This window comes from Mesoplasma corruscae (assembly GCF_002930145.1).
Lineage (GTDB): Bacteria > Bacillota_I > Bacilli_A > Mycoplasmatales > Mycoplasmataceae > Entomoplasma > Entomoplasma ellychniae.
Window position 1 is genome coordinate 18,086 of sequence record NZ_PHNF01000002.1, and the last position, 16,924, is coordinate 35,009.

General features: G+C 27.0%; 14 protein-coding genes and 1 tRNA gene. 14 read left to right on the forward strand and 1 reads right to left on the reverse strand.

Going from position 1 to position 16,924, the window contains the following annotated elements:
* Positions 1–519 precede the first annotated feature (519 nt).
* The 10 genes from MCORR_RS02600 to MCORR_RS02645 all read left to right on the forward strand — a co-directional run bounded on the left by MCORR_RS02600 (position 520) and on the right by MCORR_RS02645 (position 10,527).
* Positions 520–852 carry a hypothetical protein gene (locus tag MCORR_RS02600; RefSeq protein ID WP_104208036.1) on the forward strand — a complete coding sequence of 111 codons (333 nt, stop codon included), beginning with the start codon at positions 520–522 and terminating at the stop codon, positions 850–852.
* 1,388 nt (positions 853–2,240) lie between these two features.
* Positions 2,241–3,584 carry a signal recognition particle protein gene (gene ffh, locus MCORR_RS02605; protein ID WP_104208037.1) on the forward strand — a complete coding sequence of 448 codons (1,344 nt, stop codon included), beginning with the start codon at positions 2,241–2,243 and terminating at the stop codon, positions 3,582–3,584.
* 3 nt (positions 3,585–3,587) lie between these two features.
* Positions 3,588–4,055, forward strand: a complete 468-nt coding sequence (locus MCORR_RS02610) for a 23S rRNA (pseudouridine(1915)-N(3))-methyltransferase RlmH (RefSeq protein WP_104208038.1) — start codon at positions 3,588–3,590, stop codon at positions 4,053–4,055.
* 48 nt (positions 4,056–4,103) lie between these two features.
* A tRNA-Ser gene (locus tag MCORR_RS02615) sits at positions 4,104–4,193 on the forward strand.
* A gap of 86 nt (positions 4,194–4,279) precedes the next feature.
* Complete coding sequence (locus tag MCORR_RS02620; protein WP_104208039.1) at positions 4,280–4,897, forward strand: hypothetical protein; 618 nt, start codon at positions 4,280–4,282, stop codon at positions 4,895–4,897.
* A 1-nt stretch (position 4,898) separates the two neighbouring features.
* Entirely contained in the window at positions 4,899–6,320 is a 1,422-nt protein-coding gene (gene proS / locus MCORR_RS02625) for a proline--tRNA ligase (protein WP_104208040.1), read from the forward strand.
* Positions 6,321–6,337: 17 nt separating this feature from the next.
* Positions 6,338–6,964 (forward strand): ribonuclease H1 domain-containing protein, encoded by a 627-nt coding sequence (locus MCORR_RS02630; protein ID WP_104208041.1) that lies wholly within the window; start codon positions 6,338–6,340, stop codon positions 6,962–6,964.
* Position 6,965: 1 nt separating this feature from the next.
* Entirely contained in the window at positions 6,966–7,877 is a 912-nt protein-coding gene (locus MCORR_RS02635; RefSeq protein ID WP_104208042.1) for an alpha/beta fold hydrolase, read from the forward strand.
* Between the two features lie 11 nt (positions 7,878–7,888).
* Positions 7,889–9,691: a translation elongation factor 4 gene (gene lepA / locus MCORR_RS02640; protein ID WP_104208043.1), complete on the forward strand. Its 1,803-nt coding sequence runs from the start codon at positions 7,889–7,891 to the stop codon at positions 9,689–9,691.
* Between the two features lie 14 nt (positions 9,692–9,705).
* Positions 9,706–10,527 carry a hypothetical protein gene (locus MCORR_RS02645; protein ID WP_104208044.1) on the forward strand — a complete coding sequence of 274 codons (822 nt, stop codon included), beginning with the start codon at positions 9,706–9,708 and terminating at the stop codon, positions 10,525–10,527.
* 555 nt (positions 10,528–11,082) lie between these two features.
* Here the strand turns inward: MCORR_RS02645 and typA are convergent.
* Positions 11,083–12,924, reverse strand: a complete 1,842-nt coding sequence (typA, locus tag MCORR_RS02650) for a translational GTPase TypA (RefSeq protein ID WP_104208045.1) — start codon at positions 12,922–12,924, stop codon at positions 11,083–11,085.
* Positions 12,925–13,057: 133 nt separating this feature from the next.
* Between typA and eno the strand changes: the two genes are divergently transcribed.
* The 4 genes from eno (at position 13,058) to hpt (ending at position 16,904) form a co-directional block, all read left to right on the forward strand.
* The gene (gene eno / locus MCORR_RS02655; RefSeq protein WP_104208046.1) at positions 13,058–14,419 is read left to right on the forward strand and encodes a phosphopyruvate hydratase; all 1,362 of its coding nucleotides are present in this window, start codon (positions 13,058–13,060) and stop codon (positions 14,417–14,419) included.
* Between the two features lie 576 nt (positions 14,420–14,995).
* Positions 14,996–15,859, forward strand: coding sequence for a phosphatase PAP2 family protein (locus MCORR_RS02660; RefSeq protein WP_104208047.1), 864 nt, complete (start codon positions 14,996–14,998; stop codon positions 15,857–15,859).
* Entirely contained in the window at positions 15,852–16,286 is a 435-nt protein-coding gene (ruvX, locus tag MCORR_RS02665) for a Holliday junction resolvase RuvX (RefSeq protein WP_104208048.1), read from the forward strand. The genes MCORR_RS02660 and ruvX overlap by 8 nt, the downstream gene beginning before the upstream one ends.
* A gap of 48 nt (positions 16,287–16,334) precedes the next feature.
* Positions 16,335–16,904 carry a hypoxanthine phosphoribosyltransferase gene (gene hpt, locus MCORR_RS02670; protein ID WP_104208049.1) on the forward strand — a complete coding sequence of 190 codons (570 nt, stop codon included), beginning with the start codon at positions 16,335–16,337 and terminating at the stop codon, positions 16,902–16,904.
* Positions 16,905–16,924 lie beyond the last annotated feature (20 nt).

Sequence of the window (16,924 nt, forward strand, 5' to 3'; positions counted from 1 at the left end):
TTTGTCAAGGCATTTTAGCTAAAAATAAGAACCTTCTGCCTAATTGTAAGTGATAATGTCTCAATGAATTAGAAAGTAAAAATGTCTTAAAGCCTCAAAATTAAATTTGAGGTAATAAAATGAGAACAAAGTTAGACTAAATTAAAAGAAACGCATTCAAGTTATTGAACAAGTAGTGAAGAGCAAGATTACAAAACAAAAGTAGCAATCATACTTAATTGCACAATAAGAACGATCAATACAAAAATAATAAAATATAAATAAAATGGTATAAAAGGTTTTATTCATAAAAACTGTAATAAAAAATCTAATAAGCAACACATAAAGTTGTAGTTAACAAAATTTTAAAACTAAGATATTAAATTTAATTATGATTTTAGTTATATACATTTTTGAGAAAAATTAATTCAAGATCACGATTTAAGATTTCTTATAAAATATTAATTTTATTCTTGAAAAACAGTATATTATTTCACCTTTTTCACACCGTTCAACTAGAAAGAAAATGGGAAGAAAATTATGGAAGATAAAAGCGTTGACCAACAAGATTTTAAGCATTTTTTAAATGAGTGTATCTTAGACTCCAAATCTGCTCACCCTTTACAACCAAGAAAAGATTTTTTTGGAAAATGAGCACAAGCAGATGCTTTTATTTACGATTCAACTGGAATAGTACTTTCTGCTTATTTTGATAAACAAGAGACTTTAAACGGCTATTATAGGGCTACAAAACAAATGTTTGAGAACTATGGAACATGAAAAGAAGTGCTTACAAACAAAAGAACAGTCTTTTATTCAACTAAGAAAAACACATCAAAATGATGCGAACCCACAATATGGGTTTATGTGTAATCAATTATGAATAACTTTAACTTGCAATCAGTGGCTCAAAAAAAGGTAAGATTGAAAGGCTATGATGAAGCTTTCAAAAGCGCATTCCTCAAGAGTTAAGATTAGCTTGTATAAATGATATGAATTCAGCTAACGAATGAATCAAAGAATTGATTGAAATTAAAATAAAAACTATGCATTAAAATAGACAAAAATTTATTGTACCTTGAGAAGCCCATGAAGTTGATATAGATTTTGCTCTTTTGACTCACTATGCTTTAAATGGTCTAACCATTAAGTTTAAAAATTTTTAAAAAGAATTAATATCAATAGCTAAAATATAGCTAAAAATGGCATAATCATTAATAGAAATTGGCCAAGAAATTTGTGATATACATATATAAATATAAAAGTGTCAAAAATTAATAAAACTAAAATAATAGTAATAAAGAAAAAATTCAAACTAAATTTATTTTCAAAAAGAGTGGAAAAAGCAATTCTCCACTCTTAAGTTTAGTATTTAATTTAACTTTTTTTGGGCATTTCTATTTAACTATTGACAGTAAACAAAAAGTTGAAAATAAGTTTAAAGAATGTTTAAAAACCCTGGCAAAAAACAAAAAAGTTCTTTCTAATCAATAAATAGAAAAAGCTAAAAGAGCTAATTAATAAATTTACATGCAGTCATTAAAATCGAATAGGTTGTGAATACATTTGGAACTAATAGTTATGGAAAATTAGAATTATTAGAGATCTTAGAACTAATTAATTCTGATTCTAAATTATTATCTATAAAAAAATAATATAAGTTCTTTAATACAAATAGAGGTCGAAGATGTTTTAGTCAAAAGCCAGACTTTATATATTGAATTTAAACGATATGATAGTATCGGTCAAGTATTAAAGTTAAAAGAAAAAGATGCTTATCTTAATTATAATAATTTTTAAAGTAATAATTACTTATTTAAATTATCAGAAAAGTTATCAAATAAGTTGTTTAAGTTCAATTGCAATTGGTAAATTATAGATTAAATCAAAAATAGTGATTATGCAATTATTTAAGTTATTTTACTAGTCCTCTAAATTGTTTTTGAGCTCCTTTGACTGGTAATTTAAAAAATATGAATGAAGCTTTAAAATGTTTTATTTACAAAATATTGTGAGTAATTTGAGTTTGGTGGGTTAGTCATTAAACCTAATTTCCAAATAGAACATCCAAATAGAACTAAATCCTGCTTTTTTTATTTTCTCGAATTAAAAGTTCATACTTTGTAATGTAATATATTTCTTAACATTATAAAACAATTTTTCAATAAATTCCTTACTAAATTTTAAACTTACTATTTTTCTAATATTACAAAACACACTTTTTTTGTTTATAATTAAAAAAGATAAATCGGAGGTATCATATGGGATTTGGAGATTTTTTAGCAAAACGCATGAAGCGTTCAATGGAGAAAAATATAGCAAAATCTACACTGAATGAAGAAAACATTCAAGAAACATTACGCGAAATACGATTAGCGTTATTAGAAGCTGACGTTAATATTGATGTTGTCAAAGAATTAATTAGTAAAATTAAAGAAAAAGCTATCGGTGGTTATATCGAGGAAGGCGCAACTTCTCAACAACAACTTTTAAAAATAGTGCATAGTGAATTAATGAGCATTTTGGGAAAAGAAGTTGCTCCATTAAACTTATCAAAAAAACCAGCAATTATTATGATGGTTGGTTTACAAGGATCTGGAAAAACTACATCAGCAAGCAAACTTGCTTATTACTTATCAAAAAAACAAGCAAAAAAGCCATTATTAGTAGGATTAGATATTTATAGACCAGGGGCTATTGATCAATTAGTTGAATTGGGTAAAAAAATCAATATCCCTGTTTTTGAAAAACAAAAGCAAAACCCTGTAAAAACTGCTAAACAAGCAATTGATTTTGCTGAAAAAAACAATCATGATTTAATAATTTTAGATACAGCTGGTCGTTTGCAAATTGATAAAGAATTAATGAATGAGTTAAATGATTTGAGAAAAAACACATCACCTCAAGAAATTTTATTAGTTGTTGATGGTATGGTTGGACAAGAAATTATTAATGTAACTAATGAATTTAATAATCAGTTAAAACTAACAGGGGTTATTGTTACTAAACTTGACGGAGATGCTCGCGGAGGTGCAACTCTATCAATTAGACATATGACAAAATTACCAATTAAATTTATTGGTGAAGGTGAAGGTGTTTCTGCATTAGCACCATTCTATCCAAAACGTATGGCTGATCGTATTCTTGGGATGGGTGATATTGAAACCTTATTTGAAAAAGTAGTTGAAAATGTTGATGAACGTTCAATTCAAAAAACAATGAAACGTATGTTCATGGGTCAATTTGATTTAGAAGATTTAAGAAACCAATTGGTTCAAGTATCTAAAATGGGTAACATTGGTGGTTTAATGAAAATGATTCCTGGTGCTAAGATTTCAGAAAATCAAATAGAAGAATCACAAAGAAAATTAGTTGTGTTTTCAATTTTAATGAGTTCAATGACTTTAAAAGAAAGAAGAGAACCAAAACTTCTAAAATCAATATCCAGAAAATCAAGAATTATTAATGGTTCTGGTAGAACTGAAAAAGAACTAAATGAGTTAATTAATTCATTTGAAAAAGGAAAAAAACAAGTTCTTGAAATGGGAAAACAAATGAAAAGTGGTCGTATGCCAAATTTTGGTGGTAAAGGATTTGGTTTTTAATACATGGATATTAAAATATTATGCTTTGGAAGTTTAGACAAAGATTTTTTTATAAAATCTTTTAACGAATATCAAAGTAGAATAAAAAATTATTCAAAATTTGAAGTTATTGAATTAAAAGAAGAATTTAATAAAGAAGAAGAAAATAATAAAATTATTAATTCAAAGGCGATTTTAGAAAAACTTAAAAGTTATTCTGAATATGAAATCATTTGCTTAAACGTTAATTCAAAAATTGTTAGTAGTGAAGAATTAGCTAATATAATTAATAATAATAAAAACTTTAAAAGAGCTAAATTATTATTTTTAATTGGTCCAAGTGATGGTTTTTCTAAAGAATTATTGGAGCAAAAATTCACAAAAATATCTTTAGGAAATATTACATTACCATATCAATTATTTAGAATAATTCTTGCAGAACAAATATATAGAAGCTTCAAAATTATTAAAAATGAAAAATATCACAAGTAATTACAAATAAATTCACACTTAATTGTTATAATATTTAAGTGTTTTCATGGGTTAATACTCAAGTTGGTGAAGAGGACACCCTGCTAAGGTGTTAGGTCGGTTTCCGGCGCGAGAGTTCGAGTCTCTCTTAACCCGCCAGTTTAAAAAAATAACTACCTTAAGGGTAGTTTTTTATGTATAAAATCGTAAATAAATATATAATATAATATAGTTTTGGAGTAATCATGAACAATAAAGTAAAAAATATGGTATCTAAGTTAATATTTTGAAAAACATTTAGTGATGATATTTTAGAAGAAAATGAACTAGATAGTTTTTTTAAATCGCTTTTTGTTAATGCTGGGAGTGAAAAAGAATTAATACTTGAATTAACAAAAACAAAAAAAATTAATCATTTTTTATTTTATACAAATGTTAAAAATGCTTCAAATATTTTAAGACATGGAATAAGACCAGTTAAAGAATTAAAGTTAAAAACAAATGAAGAGTTTGTTGTTTGAGATTATCATCAAAGACAAGAATCAATAAATTTAGATTTTGATGTATCATCAAGAGCACATTTTTGAAAATGATTATCTGATCAAACAATCAACGACAATGAGTTTATGGTAATTGGTATTGATCCTGAGAAACTTGCTAAAAGTTCTAAAAATGATTGAATATTTAACCGAGCTTATGGAATGATTAATGTTGTTGAAGCAATTAAAGTCGAAGACATTAATTGAATATTGATTCGTGATGAAGAATATTTTGATTTAATCAAAACAATTATAAAAGATGAAGAATTACAAATTAAAATATATATAAGCCATGATGGAATGGTAAGAACAGGAGAATTATAATATGACACAACTAGATAAAATAACTCCAAGAGATGTTGATTTTTCAAAATGATATACAGATATTGTTTTGAATGCTAAATTAGCCAGTTACGCTCCTGTTAAAGGCACTATTATTTTTAGACCATATGGATATGCTATTTGAGAACTAATTCAAAAACAACTTGATTTAGAATTTAAAAAAATTAATGTAGAAAATGTGTATTTTCCATTATTGATTCCTGAATCTTTATTCAATAAAGAAAAAGAACATATTGATGGATTCTCACCAGAAATAGCCACTGTTACAAGAGTTGGTGATAATCAATTACCAGAACCATTATTTATTAGACCTACTAGTGAAGTGTTAATGGCTGACTTTTTCAAAACAGAAGTTAAATCATATCGAGACTTACCACTTTTATTTAATCAATGAGCAAATGTTATGCGTTGAGAAAAAACAACTAGACCATTTTTAAGAACTAGTGAATTTTTATGACAAGAAGGACATACTGTTCATGATTCAAAAGTTCAGGCACATGATTTTACTTTAAAAATTTTAAATATATATGAAACTTTTGTAAGAGAATTTTTATTATTACCAGTTATTATGGGGCAAAAGACACAAAAAGAAAAATTTGCAGGTGCACATAGTACTTATACAATTGAATCTTTAATGTATGATGGGCAAGCTTTACAATGTGGAACTTCACATTACTTCGAAGACAACTTTTCAAAAGTTTATGATATAAAATTTCAGAATAAAGAAGGTAAATTAGAATATGGTTATAGTACTAGTTGAGGTGTATCAACTAGATTAATTGGTGCTATTATTATGTCTCACTCAGATGATAATGGGTTAGTATTACCTTCTAAAATTTCTCCAATTCAAGTTAGAATAATTCAAATCAAAGACACTGATGAAGTTATTAAAATTAGTGAATCAATTAAAAATATGTTATCAAATAAATATAGAGTTGATATTGATAAAACAGATAAATCATTTGGATTTAAAATTAGTGAAGCTGAAATTAAAGGTATTCCTTTAAGAATTGAAATTGGACCAAGAGATTTAGAAAAAAAAGTTGTTGTGATTTCAAGAAGAGATACAAAAGAAAAAATGGAAGTTAACATTAATGATGTTGAAAAAATTGTTGATTCAATGATTAAAGCATATGATGAAAATATTTTTAATTTAGCTTTAGAAAATAGAAAAAAAAGAACAACCTCAGTAAATTCAATTCAAGAGTATAAAGATGTTTTAAATTCCAATCAAGGATTTATACTTGTCCCATTTTGTGGGGAAGTTTCATGTGAAGAGGATGTTAAACAACAGACTTCAACCAATTCACGTTGTATTCCATTTGAACAAGAAAATAAAAATATGAAATGCTTTAATTGCAATAAAGATACAAAAATGCAAGTTTATTTTGCTAGAGCATATTAATTACTAAGTGAGGCTATATGAAATATTATTCAGTTAAAAAAGGTAAAAAAGTTGGTATTTACAAAACATGAGAAGAGTGCCAAGCACAGATTCTTAATTTTAAAGGTGCTATTTATAAATCTTTTGCAACTTGAGAAGAAGCTGAAGCCTGACTTCATGATAAACCTAAAAATGTTTTAAAGCAAAAATCTGAAACTTTAATAATTGATATGAATCATGCTATAGCGTACAGTGATGGTAGTTTTTTAAAAAGTAATAAAACTTATTCGTATGGTGCTGTTGTACTTTGAAACACAAGAGAATTTCATTTTTCAAAAAGATTCGATGATTCGCAAGAAACTTCAATGTGAAATGTGAGTGGTGAACTTGAAGGTGCTAAAAGAGCAATGTTATTTGCTTTTGCAAATAACATTAAAAACTTAACTTTATATCATGATTATGAAGGAATAGCAAAGTGAGCTAAAGGTGAATGAAGTGCAAAAAATACAGAAGCTTTAGAATATATAAGTTTTTGTAGTAAAATAAAAGAAAAAGTAAACCTAAAATTCATATGGGTCAAAGGTCACAGTGGAGACAAATATAACGATCTAGCTGATCGTTTGGCTGCTGAAGCTGACTTTCAAGAAATGAATAAGGAGGTTTAAAATGAGAAAATTTCAGTTACAAATGATTGATGGAAATGAATTAATTAATTTTGAATGAGCTCCTGATCAACAAGCAAAAGCTATTGTCCAAATAGTTCACAATATTGATGAACACATGTCAATGTATCAAGATATAGCTAAAGAGTTAAACAAACATGGTATTTTAGTGTTTGGAACAGATTTAAGAGGAATGGGTGAATCTTCTTTAGAAAGCAAAGAAAAAGGTTATTTTGCTAGACATCAAGGCTGAAATAACAGTATTGAAGATTTAAGAACAGTCAATACATATATTAGAAGAGAATATATGGATTTACCAATATTTATGCTAGGTCAAACAATTGGAACAGATTTTAGCCTTGCATATGCTATTAAATATTGTGAAACTATATCTGGTCTTATTTTAAGTGGTGTTAAAAATCATTCTTATATAAAAACTTTACCTAAGTATATTTATTTAAAAACAGCAAGCATTTTAATTAATAAATGGCCAAGTAATTATTTTTTTAAAAACTTGGATGGTTCATTTGGTAATAAAAGAAACCCAGCAATGCAAAACGCATGGTTATCTTCAGATAAAGAATTTGTAAGTAGATTTAATAAGGACACTCTTAAATTGTCTTGAATGACCAATTGTGCAAATAAAGACATTTTAGAAGGACAAGTATTTCTTTCTAAAATTAAAAATATTGATATGATCGATAAAGATTTTCCAATGCTGTTAATGACAGGTGAACAAGACGCATACACAAAATTCTCTAAAAGTACTAGAAGATTATTTACAAAATTTATAAAGTTAGGTAATAATGTAGATTTTAAAATTTACAAAAAATCAAGAAACAGAATTTTTAGTGATAAAGATAAAATTTATGCAATAAAAGATGTGCTTGAATTTATTAACAAAAATTTAGATTAAAAGGGTATAAAATGGATAAATCAAAAATTAGAAATTTTAGCATAATAGCTCATATTGACCATGGTAAGTCTACTTTAGCAGACCGTATTTTAGAGATAACCAAAACAGTTTCTAAAAGAGAAATGCAAGAACAATTACTAGATTCAATGGATATTGAAAGAGAAAGAGGAATAACAATTAAATTAAACTCAGTTCAATTACATTACAAGTCAAAAGATAATGAAGATTATGTATTTCATTTAATTGATACACCAGGGCATGTTGATTTTGCATATGAGGTATCAAGAAGTTTAGCAGCTTGTGAAGGTGCTATTTTGGTTGTGGATGCTACACAAGGTGTAGAAGCACAAACTTTAGCTAATGTTTATTTAGCTTTAGAAAATAATCTTGAAATAATCCCAGTTATTAACAAAATAGATTTACCTTCAGCTGATGTTGAAAGAGTGAAAGAAGAAATTGAAAATACCATTGGAATTGATTGTAGTAATGCTCCATTAATTTCAGCAAAAACTGGACTAAATGTTGAAGATGTTTTAGAAGCGATTGTAAGTCATATTCCACCTCCTAAAGATGCTGTTGATCAAGAACCACTAAGAGCTTTAATATTTGATAGTTATTATGATAAGTATTTGGGTGTAGTTATGTCTATAAGAGTTAGACAAGGTTCAATTAAGGTTGGTCAAAAAATAAAGTTTATGTCTAATAGTTTAGTTTATGAAGTAACTGAAGTAGGAATTAAAACACCAAAAATAACAAAAAAAGCAACTTTAGAAGCTGGTGAAGTTGGATGAATAGCTGCATCAATTAAAACAATTAAAGATATTAATGTTGGTGATACTATTACAAGCGAAAATAATCCAGCACTTGAACCCTTAGAAGGCTATAAAAAACTTAAACCAATGGTTTATTGTGGGATTTATCCAATTGATACAAATCAATATCAAGACTTTAAAGAAGCATTAGAAAAAATGGAATTATCTGATTCATCACTAGTTTATGAACCAGAAACATCTCAAGCTTTAGGATTTGGTTTTAGAGTTGGTTTTTTAGGCTTATTACATATGGAAGTTGTGCAAGAAAGATTAGAAAGAGAATATGATCTTAATCTAATAGCAACAGCTCCCTCAGTTATTTATAAAGTTTATCTAACTGATGGTAGTGATATTACAATTGATAATCCCGCAAAACTACCTGACCCTCAAAAAATTAAATATATTGAAGAGCCTTTTGTTAATGTTAAAATCATGACATCTCTAGAATCAGTTGGAGATTTAATGAGTTTATGTCAAAATAAATTAGGAACATATAGAGACATTCAGGTAATTGATGATAAAAGAAGAATGTTAATTTATGATATGCCTTTAGCAGAAATAATTTTTGATTTTTTTAATAAGTTAAAATCTATTTCAAGAGGTTATGCTTCATTTGAATATGATATTATTGGTTATCAAGAATCATCATTAGTTAAAATGGATATTTTATTAAATGGTAATAAAGTTGATGCATTTTCAATGATTGTGAACAAACAGTTTGCTTATCAAAGAGGTAACGCTTTAACTAAAAAATTAAAAGAATTAATTCCAAGACAAAATTTTGAAGTTCCAATACAAGCAGCTATTGGCAATAAAGTTTTAGCCAGAGAAACAATTAAAGCTTATCGTAAAGATGTGACTTGAAAATTACATGCAGCAGATAAATCTCGACGTAAAAAACTTCTTAATAAACAAAAAGAAGGTAAAAAGAAGATGAAAGAAATTGGGAATGTTGAAGTTCCACAAGAAGCATTTATTGCAGTCTTAAAATTAGACGACTAATTGAAAGGAAAAGTATGAAAAAATTCTATTACAAAAACTCCATAAAACAATTCATTGAAAATGAATTTTTCATTCAAAAATCTATCCCAGATCACCAATCAGCTGCTGATTTACTTTTTTTCATGTATCAATCATGGTTAAAAAGTGATGAATCATATGAAAGTTATTGAAATATTGTTAAAAACGAAAAAATATTAGATATTAAATCTAACTTTTTTGAAAGAGCTGAAATTACAAATAGTGATGAATCAGATATTCAATTTGTAAAAAAAATAATTATTATGAGTTTTGAAGCAACTTTTAGAGTATGCAAAGATTTTTCAAAAATTTATGAAAGTTTTAATATTGAAGGATTTGAAGCTATTGATGAAAATGGGGTTGATGTTTCTATTGAAAAATCATTTTTAAAATTGTCACAAATTTATTTGAAAGAATTTATTGAAAAGGTTAAAAAAACTCAGTTTTTAGATGTTTTCAAATATTTTGAAACTAGTGTTATTGAATTTGCCTCAAAAAACAAACGTTCTAAGAATGCATTAAAAGATATGCCTTATATGCTAATGGAACTTTTAAGTTCTATGATTGATAATGTTGATGACATGGAAGTTAATTTAGATGAAGTTGAGTTTGATAGTGCTAATAAAAATTTAGAACTTTTAATTCAGCATGAATTGTTATTTGACAGATTAATATTACTAGCTGAACATTTAGAATATCAATTTTTGGAATCAAAAGAAGCACTAAGCCAATTTCATAAAGTTAATATAATTGAAAGATATGATGAAATAGCAATGTTAGAACATATGAACTCTAACAATGAAAATAATAATTTTTAATAATAAGGAACATTTCCTATTATTTATTTTTTTGAATGTTTTTAAAATGATATGAATATAAAATGTCAAATATTAAATTAAATAATGGTAAAAAAGAAAAAAATTTAACTCACTTTTTAACTTCAATTCCATATTGTTTCATTTCTGTTTGCAATTTGTTAACAAACACAAAGCTTTCGTAAGACAAAATTATTAATCAAACTAAATCCAATAAAAAATATGCATAAATAATTAAATGATTTGATACTGGTCAAACCACTAAAAATAAAACTCAACTAATGATTGAAATAACTAAACAAACAAACCTTATGTATGATGCTCTTACATGTGTTTCAATATAGTTGACGTCTTTTTTTCTTTAAATATAGAAAATATTTCTCACATTATTAAAATACAAGGCAATATTAAAAAACTTAAATCTATCATTTGAACTCTCCTTTCTAAAATAACTTAAATGTTATTTAAATAAAATTATTAACCCAAAAAACATTTAACTTTTTTAAATGCAATATCACAACAAAAAAAACAACAATTAAATTGCTGTTAAAACTTTTATTAATCAATAGCTTTTTTGTTATCGTTTCGATGTTGTTTTCTTTCAGTTGAAGACAATCATCTTTTTCTTAATCTAATGTTATCTGGAGTTACTTCTACTAATTCATCTCATTCGATATATTCTAAAGCTTCTTCTAAAGTCATTAGTTTAGGTGGAGTTAATCTAACTGAATCATCAGTTCCACTTGAACGAGTATTGGTTAATTTTTTACCAGTAGTTGGGTTGACTTCTAAATCGTTGTCTCTTGAGTGTTGTCCAATGATCATCCCATCATAAATTTCAATTTGAGGACCAATAAATAATGTTCCACGTTCTTCAATATTGCCTAATGCATAAGGTAAAGTTTTACCATTAGCCATAGAAATAAGAACGCCATTCTTACGTGATTCAATTTCGCCCTTATATGGTTCAAAACCATTAAAACTTCTAACCATAATTCCTTCACCATGTGTATCATTAGTAAATTCACTTCTAAAACCAATTAATGCACGTAATGGAATGTTATAAATAACTTTATCTCTAACTCCATCACTATCCATGTCAATCATTAAACCTTTTCTTTGATTTAACTTGTTAATAACTGTTCCTGAATATTCGGTTGGAACGTTAATAATAACTCTTTCCATTGGTTCTAATAATTCTTTTGAACCTTCTTCTTTTCTAAAAATTACTTCTGGTTTTGAAAGTGCAAGTTCAAAACCTTCTCTTCTCATTTGTTCAATTAGAACAGATAAGTGAAGTTCTCCACGCCCTAAAACTTTAAAACCTTCAATAGTTGGATTATTTAATGGTTCAACTTTTAACCCAACATTAATTTCCATTTCTTTTTCTAAACGTTCTTTGATATTTCTAGAAGTTACAAATTTTCCAACTTTACCAGCAAAAGGAGAGTTGTTAACTAAAAAGTTCATACTCATTGTTGGTTCTTCAATAATGATTGGTTCCATTGCATTAATGTTGTTTAGTTCATTAACTGTATCACCAATTGAAATATGTTCAATTCCTGCAAAGTTAATGATATCTCCAGCAAAAGCTTCTTTAACTGCAACTTTAGCTAACCCTTGATAAACAGTTAATTTTGAAATTTTACCTTGTCTAACTTCACCATCATTTTTAACAACACTAACAGTTTGACCTTCAACAATTTTACCTTCAAATATTCTTCCAATTCCTAATCGTCCAATAAATGAATCATAAGCTAATGAACTTACTTGCATTTTTAAAGGTTTGTCAGCTAATTCAATTGGATATGTTCCAACTTGTTCAACTATTGTTTCAAATAAAGGATCTAAATTTTTACCTTCATCTTCTAATGAGAACTGAGCAATTCCATTTTTTGCAATTCCAAAAATTGTTTTAAAATGTAATTGTTCATCAGTAGCGTCTAATTCCATAAATAGTTCTAAAACTTCATCTACCACCTCAATAGCTCTTTGATCTTTTTTGTCAATCTTGTTAATCATTAAGATTGGGTTCAATCCCAATTCTAATGCTTTAGATAGAACAAATCTAGTTTGAGGCATTGGACCTTCACTGGAATCTACTAATAGAATAACTGTGTCAACAGTTTTCATAATACGTTCAACTTCACTTGAAAAATCAGCATGACCTGGTGTATCAACGATATTAATTTTGATATCTTTGTACTCAATAGCACAGTTTTTTGAATAAATAGTAATTCCACGTTCACGTTCTTGGTCATTTGAATCCATTACTTGTTCGATCACTTCTTGATTATCTCTGAAAGCTCCACCTTGCTTTAGCAAAGCATCTACTAATGTAGATTTACCTGCATCAACATGGGCAATCACAGCAATGTTAATTATTTTTTTGTTTGACATTTTTTCTCCTTGTATTTATATATAACTTTTAAATAATAACACATTTGATGATTTTATTTTTTTATTTTCATTAAAAAAGAATATAATTATAAATGTAAAACATGTTTATGTTAAAAAAAAGAGAGGATATAAAATGTCAAGAATTGAAAAAATTATTGCACGTGAAGTTTTAGATTCACGTGGAACTCCGACTGTTGAAGTTGAGTTATGAACAGAATTTGGTGGTTATGGATTAGCTAAATCTCCATCAGGAGCTTCTACTGGAGAAAGTGAAGCTTTAGAATTAAGAGATGGAGACAAAAAACGTTACAACGGTAAAGGTGTGTTAAAAGCAGTTGAAAACGTTAATACTAAAATTGCTCCAAATTTAATTGGATTTGATGTTCAAAACCAATTAGGTCTAGACCAAATTATGTTAGATTTAGATGGAACTCCATTTAAGAAAAAATTAGGAGCAAACGGTATGTTGGCTGTTTCATTAGCTGCTGCTCATGCTGCTGCAAGTGAATTAGAAGTTCCTTTATATAGATACATTGGTGGAGTACAAGCAAAACGCTTGCCAGTTCCAATGTTAAATGTTATTAATGGTGGAGAACACGCTGAATCAGCAATCGATTTCCAAGAATTCATGATTATGCCAGTTGGTGCTCCAACTTTTAAAGAAGCATTAAGATGATCATCAGAAATTTTTCAAGCTTTAAAATCAATTTTACATGATAAAGGAGATATTACTGCAGTTGGTGATGAAGGTGGATTTGCACCAAATTTCCATTGAGCTTATGCTAAACAAGATTTAGCTTCATTCAAGAAAAAAACACCAGCTGAAGTAGCTCTAGATTTATTATTAGAAGCTATTGAAAAAGCAGGTTACAAAACTGGTGCTGAAGGTGTGATGATTGCAATGGATTGTGCTTCATCAGAATTATATAAAGAAGATAAAAAATACCACTTCAAAAAAATTGAAAAAGTAACAGGACAAGAATATGCCCTAGATACTAAAGAAATGGTAGCTTATTTACAAAAATTAGTAAACAACTATCCAATCATTTCAGTTGAAGATGGACTACACGAAAGAGACTGAGATGGATTTGTTCTATTAAACCAAAAAATTGGTGATAGAGTTCAAATTGTTGGGGATGACTTATTTGTTACTAACCCAGAATTTATTAAAGAAGGAATCAATAAAGGTGCTGCAAACTCAACTTTAATTAAGTTAAATCAAATTGGGACATTATCAGAAACAATCGAAGCTATTACAATGAGTCAAAAAGCTGGTTGAACTGCTGTTGTTTCTCATAGATCAGGTGAAACTGAAGATTCTACTATTGCTGACTTAGCTGTTGCATTTAACACAGGTCAAATTAAAACTGGATCAATGTCACGTTCAGATAGAATTGCAAAATACAATAGATTGTTACAAATTGAAGATGAATTGGGTGCAAATGCAGTTTACGATGGATTTAAAACATTCTACAACTTAAAAATTAATAAATAAATTTTTATAAAACTAAGCAAGAGCTTAGTTTTTTTAATTTCAAATTTATTTTTTTCCAATAAAAAAGTAAATAAAACTTCAATATTATTAAGGAATTTTATTTGTTTATAAAACAATTGTTAAAAAGCTTTGAAATTCTAAAAACATGTTTTGCATATTCTTCATTTTTACCTTTTGGATAAAATCTTTCATATTCTCTAATCGTTGTAGTGAATCTACAACTTTCTTCATAAAAACTTAAAATAAGTGTAACTTTTTAGAATTACCTATTTCTTTTGGTGTTAATTAAGATTATCTTTATGTTTCTCTATTTTGCTCTTTTAATTAAATTAATCCTTCTGATAAAAGTGTTTTTTAATCATCCATATGTTTCATAAGGATCTTGAGAAAATATGGTGAGCAGTAATTACTCATCAACATACATAGTCACTAGAAAAAAGTTTGTAGTAAAAACAATAAAACCTAATAATACTAACAATTCTTTCATAATCTTAAGAACCTCTTTAAAACTAATTTTCAATTAAATTATGAATTTAAAAAGTTTATTAAGTTTTACTTTTAGTGTAAAATGTAATTATGAATTTAAAATTAAGAACAAAAAGTTATAATACAACGTTGCGTACACTAATCACCTCAAGCTTAGTCTTAATTATAAGTGTTTTTGTTATTGGTAGTTTTTATGATCTTAAAATAGCTGAAAAACTAGTTAACAAAGAATCATTATATGGACAAACATTTGATATATTTGGAAAAATAGCTATTGTTATACCTTTAAGTTTTATTATTGTAGGTTTGGTTTACCACTATGTATTTTACAAAGGGATTACAAAAACACAAGGTTCATTTATAATTATTATTTTTGAAGTATTAGTTTTATTCATTTTTTTAATGATTGAATCAAATTTTTTTCAAAGTAATAAATTATTACCTCTTCAATTTAATGCACTTATAATCATTATTTTTGATCTAATCATTTCATATTTTTGACATAAAAACATTGAGCTTGTAAAAGATAAAAATTTAGTAAAAAAAATAATTTTATCAATTGTGTTTGTATTGCTGATATATTTATCAACTGAGATGCTAAAAAATGTAGTTTCTCGTCCAAGACCAAGAAATGTAATGGAAGGTACTTATGAATATCATGCTTGGTGGCAATTTGATTGATCAAATGCATTTGGAAAAAATAAATCATTCCCATCTGGTCATACTACTTCTGCAATGAGTTTATTAGCCCCAATTTTTGTGATGAATAGAAAATCTTTGATTGTACCAGTTAATTTTGCAATAGCGTTGTTATTTGCAATATTAACTGCTGGTTCAAGGATGGTTTTAGCTGCTCATTTCTTAACTGATGTAACTGGTGCTATGATTATAAGTATATTAATCTTTAGTTTTTTATTAAGTATAAAATTTAAAAAAGGTAAAGCATATGAATAATATATTAGCATTAGATATTGGCAGTAAAACTATTGGTTTAGCATCTTCAAATGGTCTAATAGCTAAAAAAGAAATTAATTTAAAGTTTGAAGAATGAGACTTTGAAGCTGGTGTTAATTTATTAACTGAATATATCAAAGATAAAAACTTTAAAGTATTTGTTTTTGGTTATCCAAAGAACATGGATGGTTCAATTGGTGAAAGAGCTGAAATGGTTGATTATTTTATTGATGGATTTTTGCAATACAATTCACATATATCACATTCACAAGTAATTAAAGTAGATGAGCGTCGAACTACTAAGATGGCTAAAGCTATTATGATTGAAGCTGGAATATCAAGAGCTAAACAAAAAGAGCACAAAGACACATTAGCAGCACAACTTATTTTAGAAATGTACATTGAAAGTATAAAAAATAACAATTAAAAATTGAATTATGTTATTGTTTTAGTATAAATAAATAAAGGAGAAGTCATGGCATTACACCCATTGGTTAAAAGAGTACTTTTAACAGAAGAACAAATCAAAACAAGAGTAGCAGAATTAGCAAAAGAAGTTACAGAACATTACAAAAAAAACAATATTAAGGATAAAGATATTGTTGTAGTAGGAATCTTGAAAGGGTGTGTACCATTTTACGCAGAGTTCTTTATGAACTTTAAACAAGATGTAGTTATGGATTTTATGGTTATTAGTTCATATCTTGGAGGTTTAAAATCAAATAAACAACCAAAAATTAATTTGGATTTAAATTCAGATATTAAAAATAAACATGTTTTAATAGTAGAGGATATAGTTGACACTGGACATACATTAAGTTTTTTAAAAGATTATTTGAAATCAAGAAAAGCTGCATCAGTTAATGTTGTAACTTTAGTTGATAAGCCAGGAGGAAGAAAAATTGAGTTTGAAGCTAACTTTATAGGTTTTTCTATTGAAAATGAGTTTGTCATTGGATATGGTCTTGATTATGATGAAAAGTTAAGAAATTTACCATATATTGCTATTATGGACACTGACAAATTAAAAACATGAGAATGATAAAAAAATGCATTTCACATGCA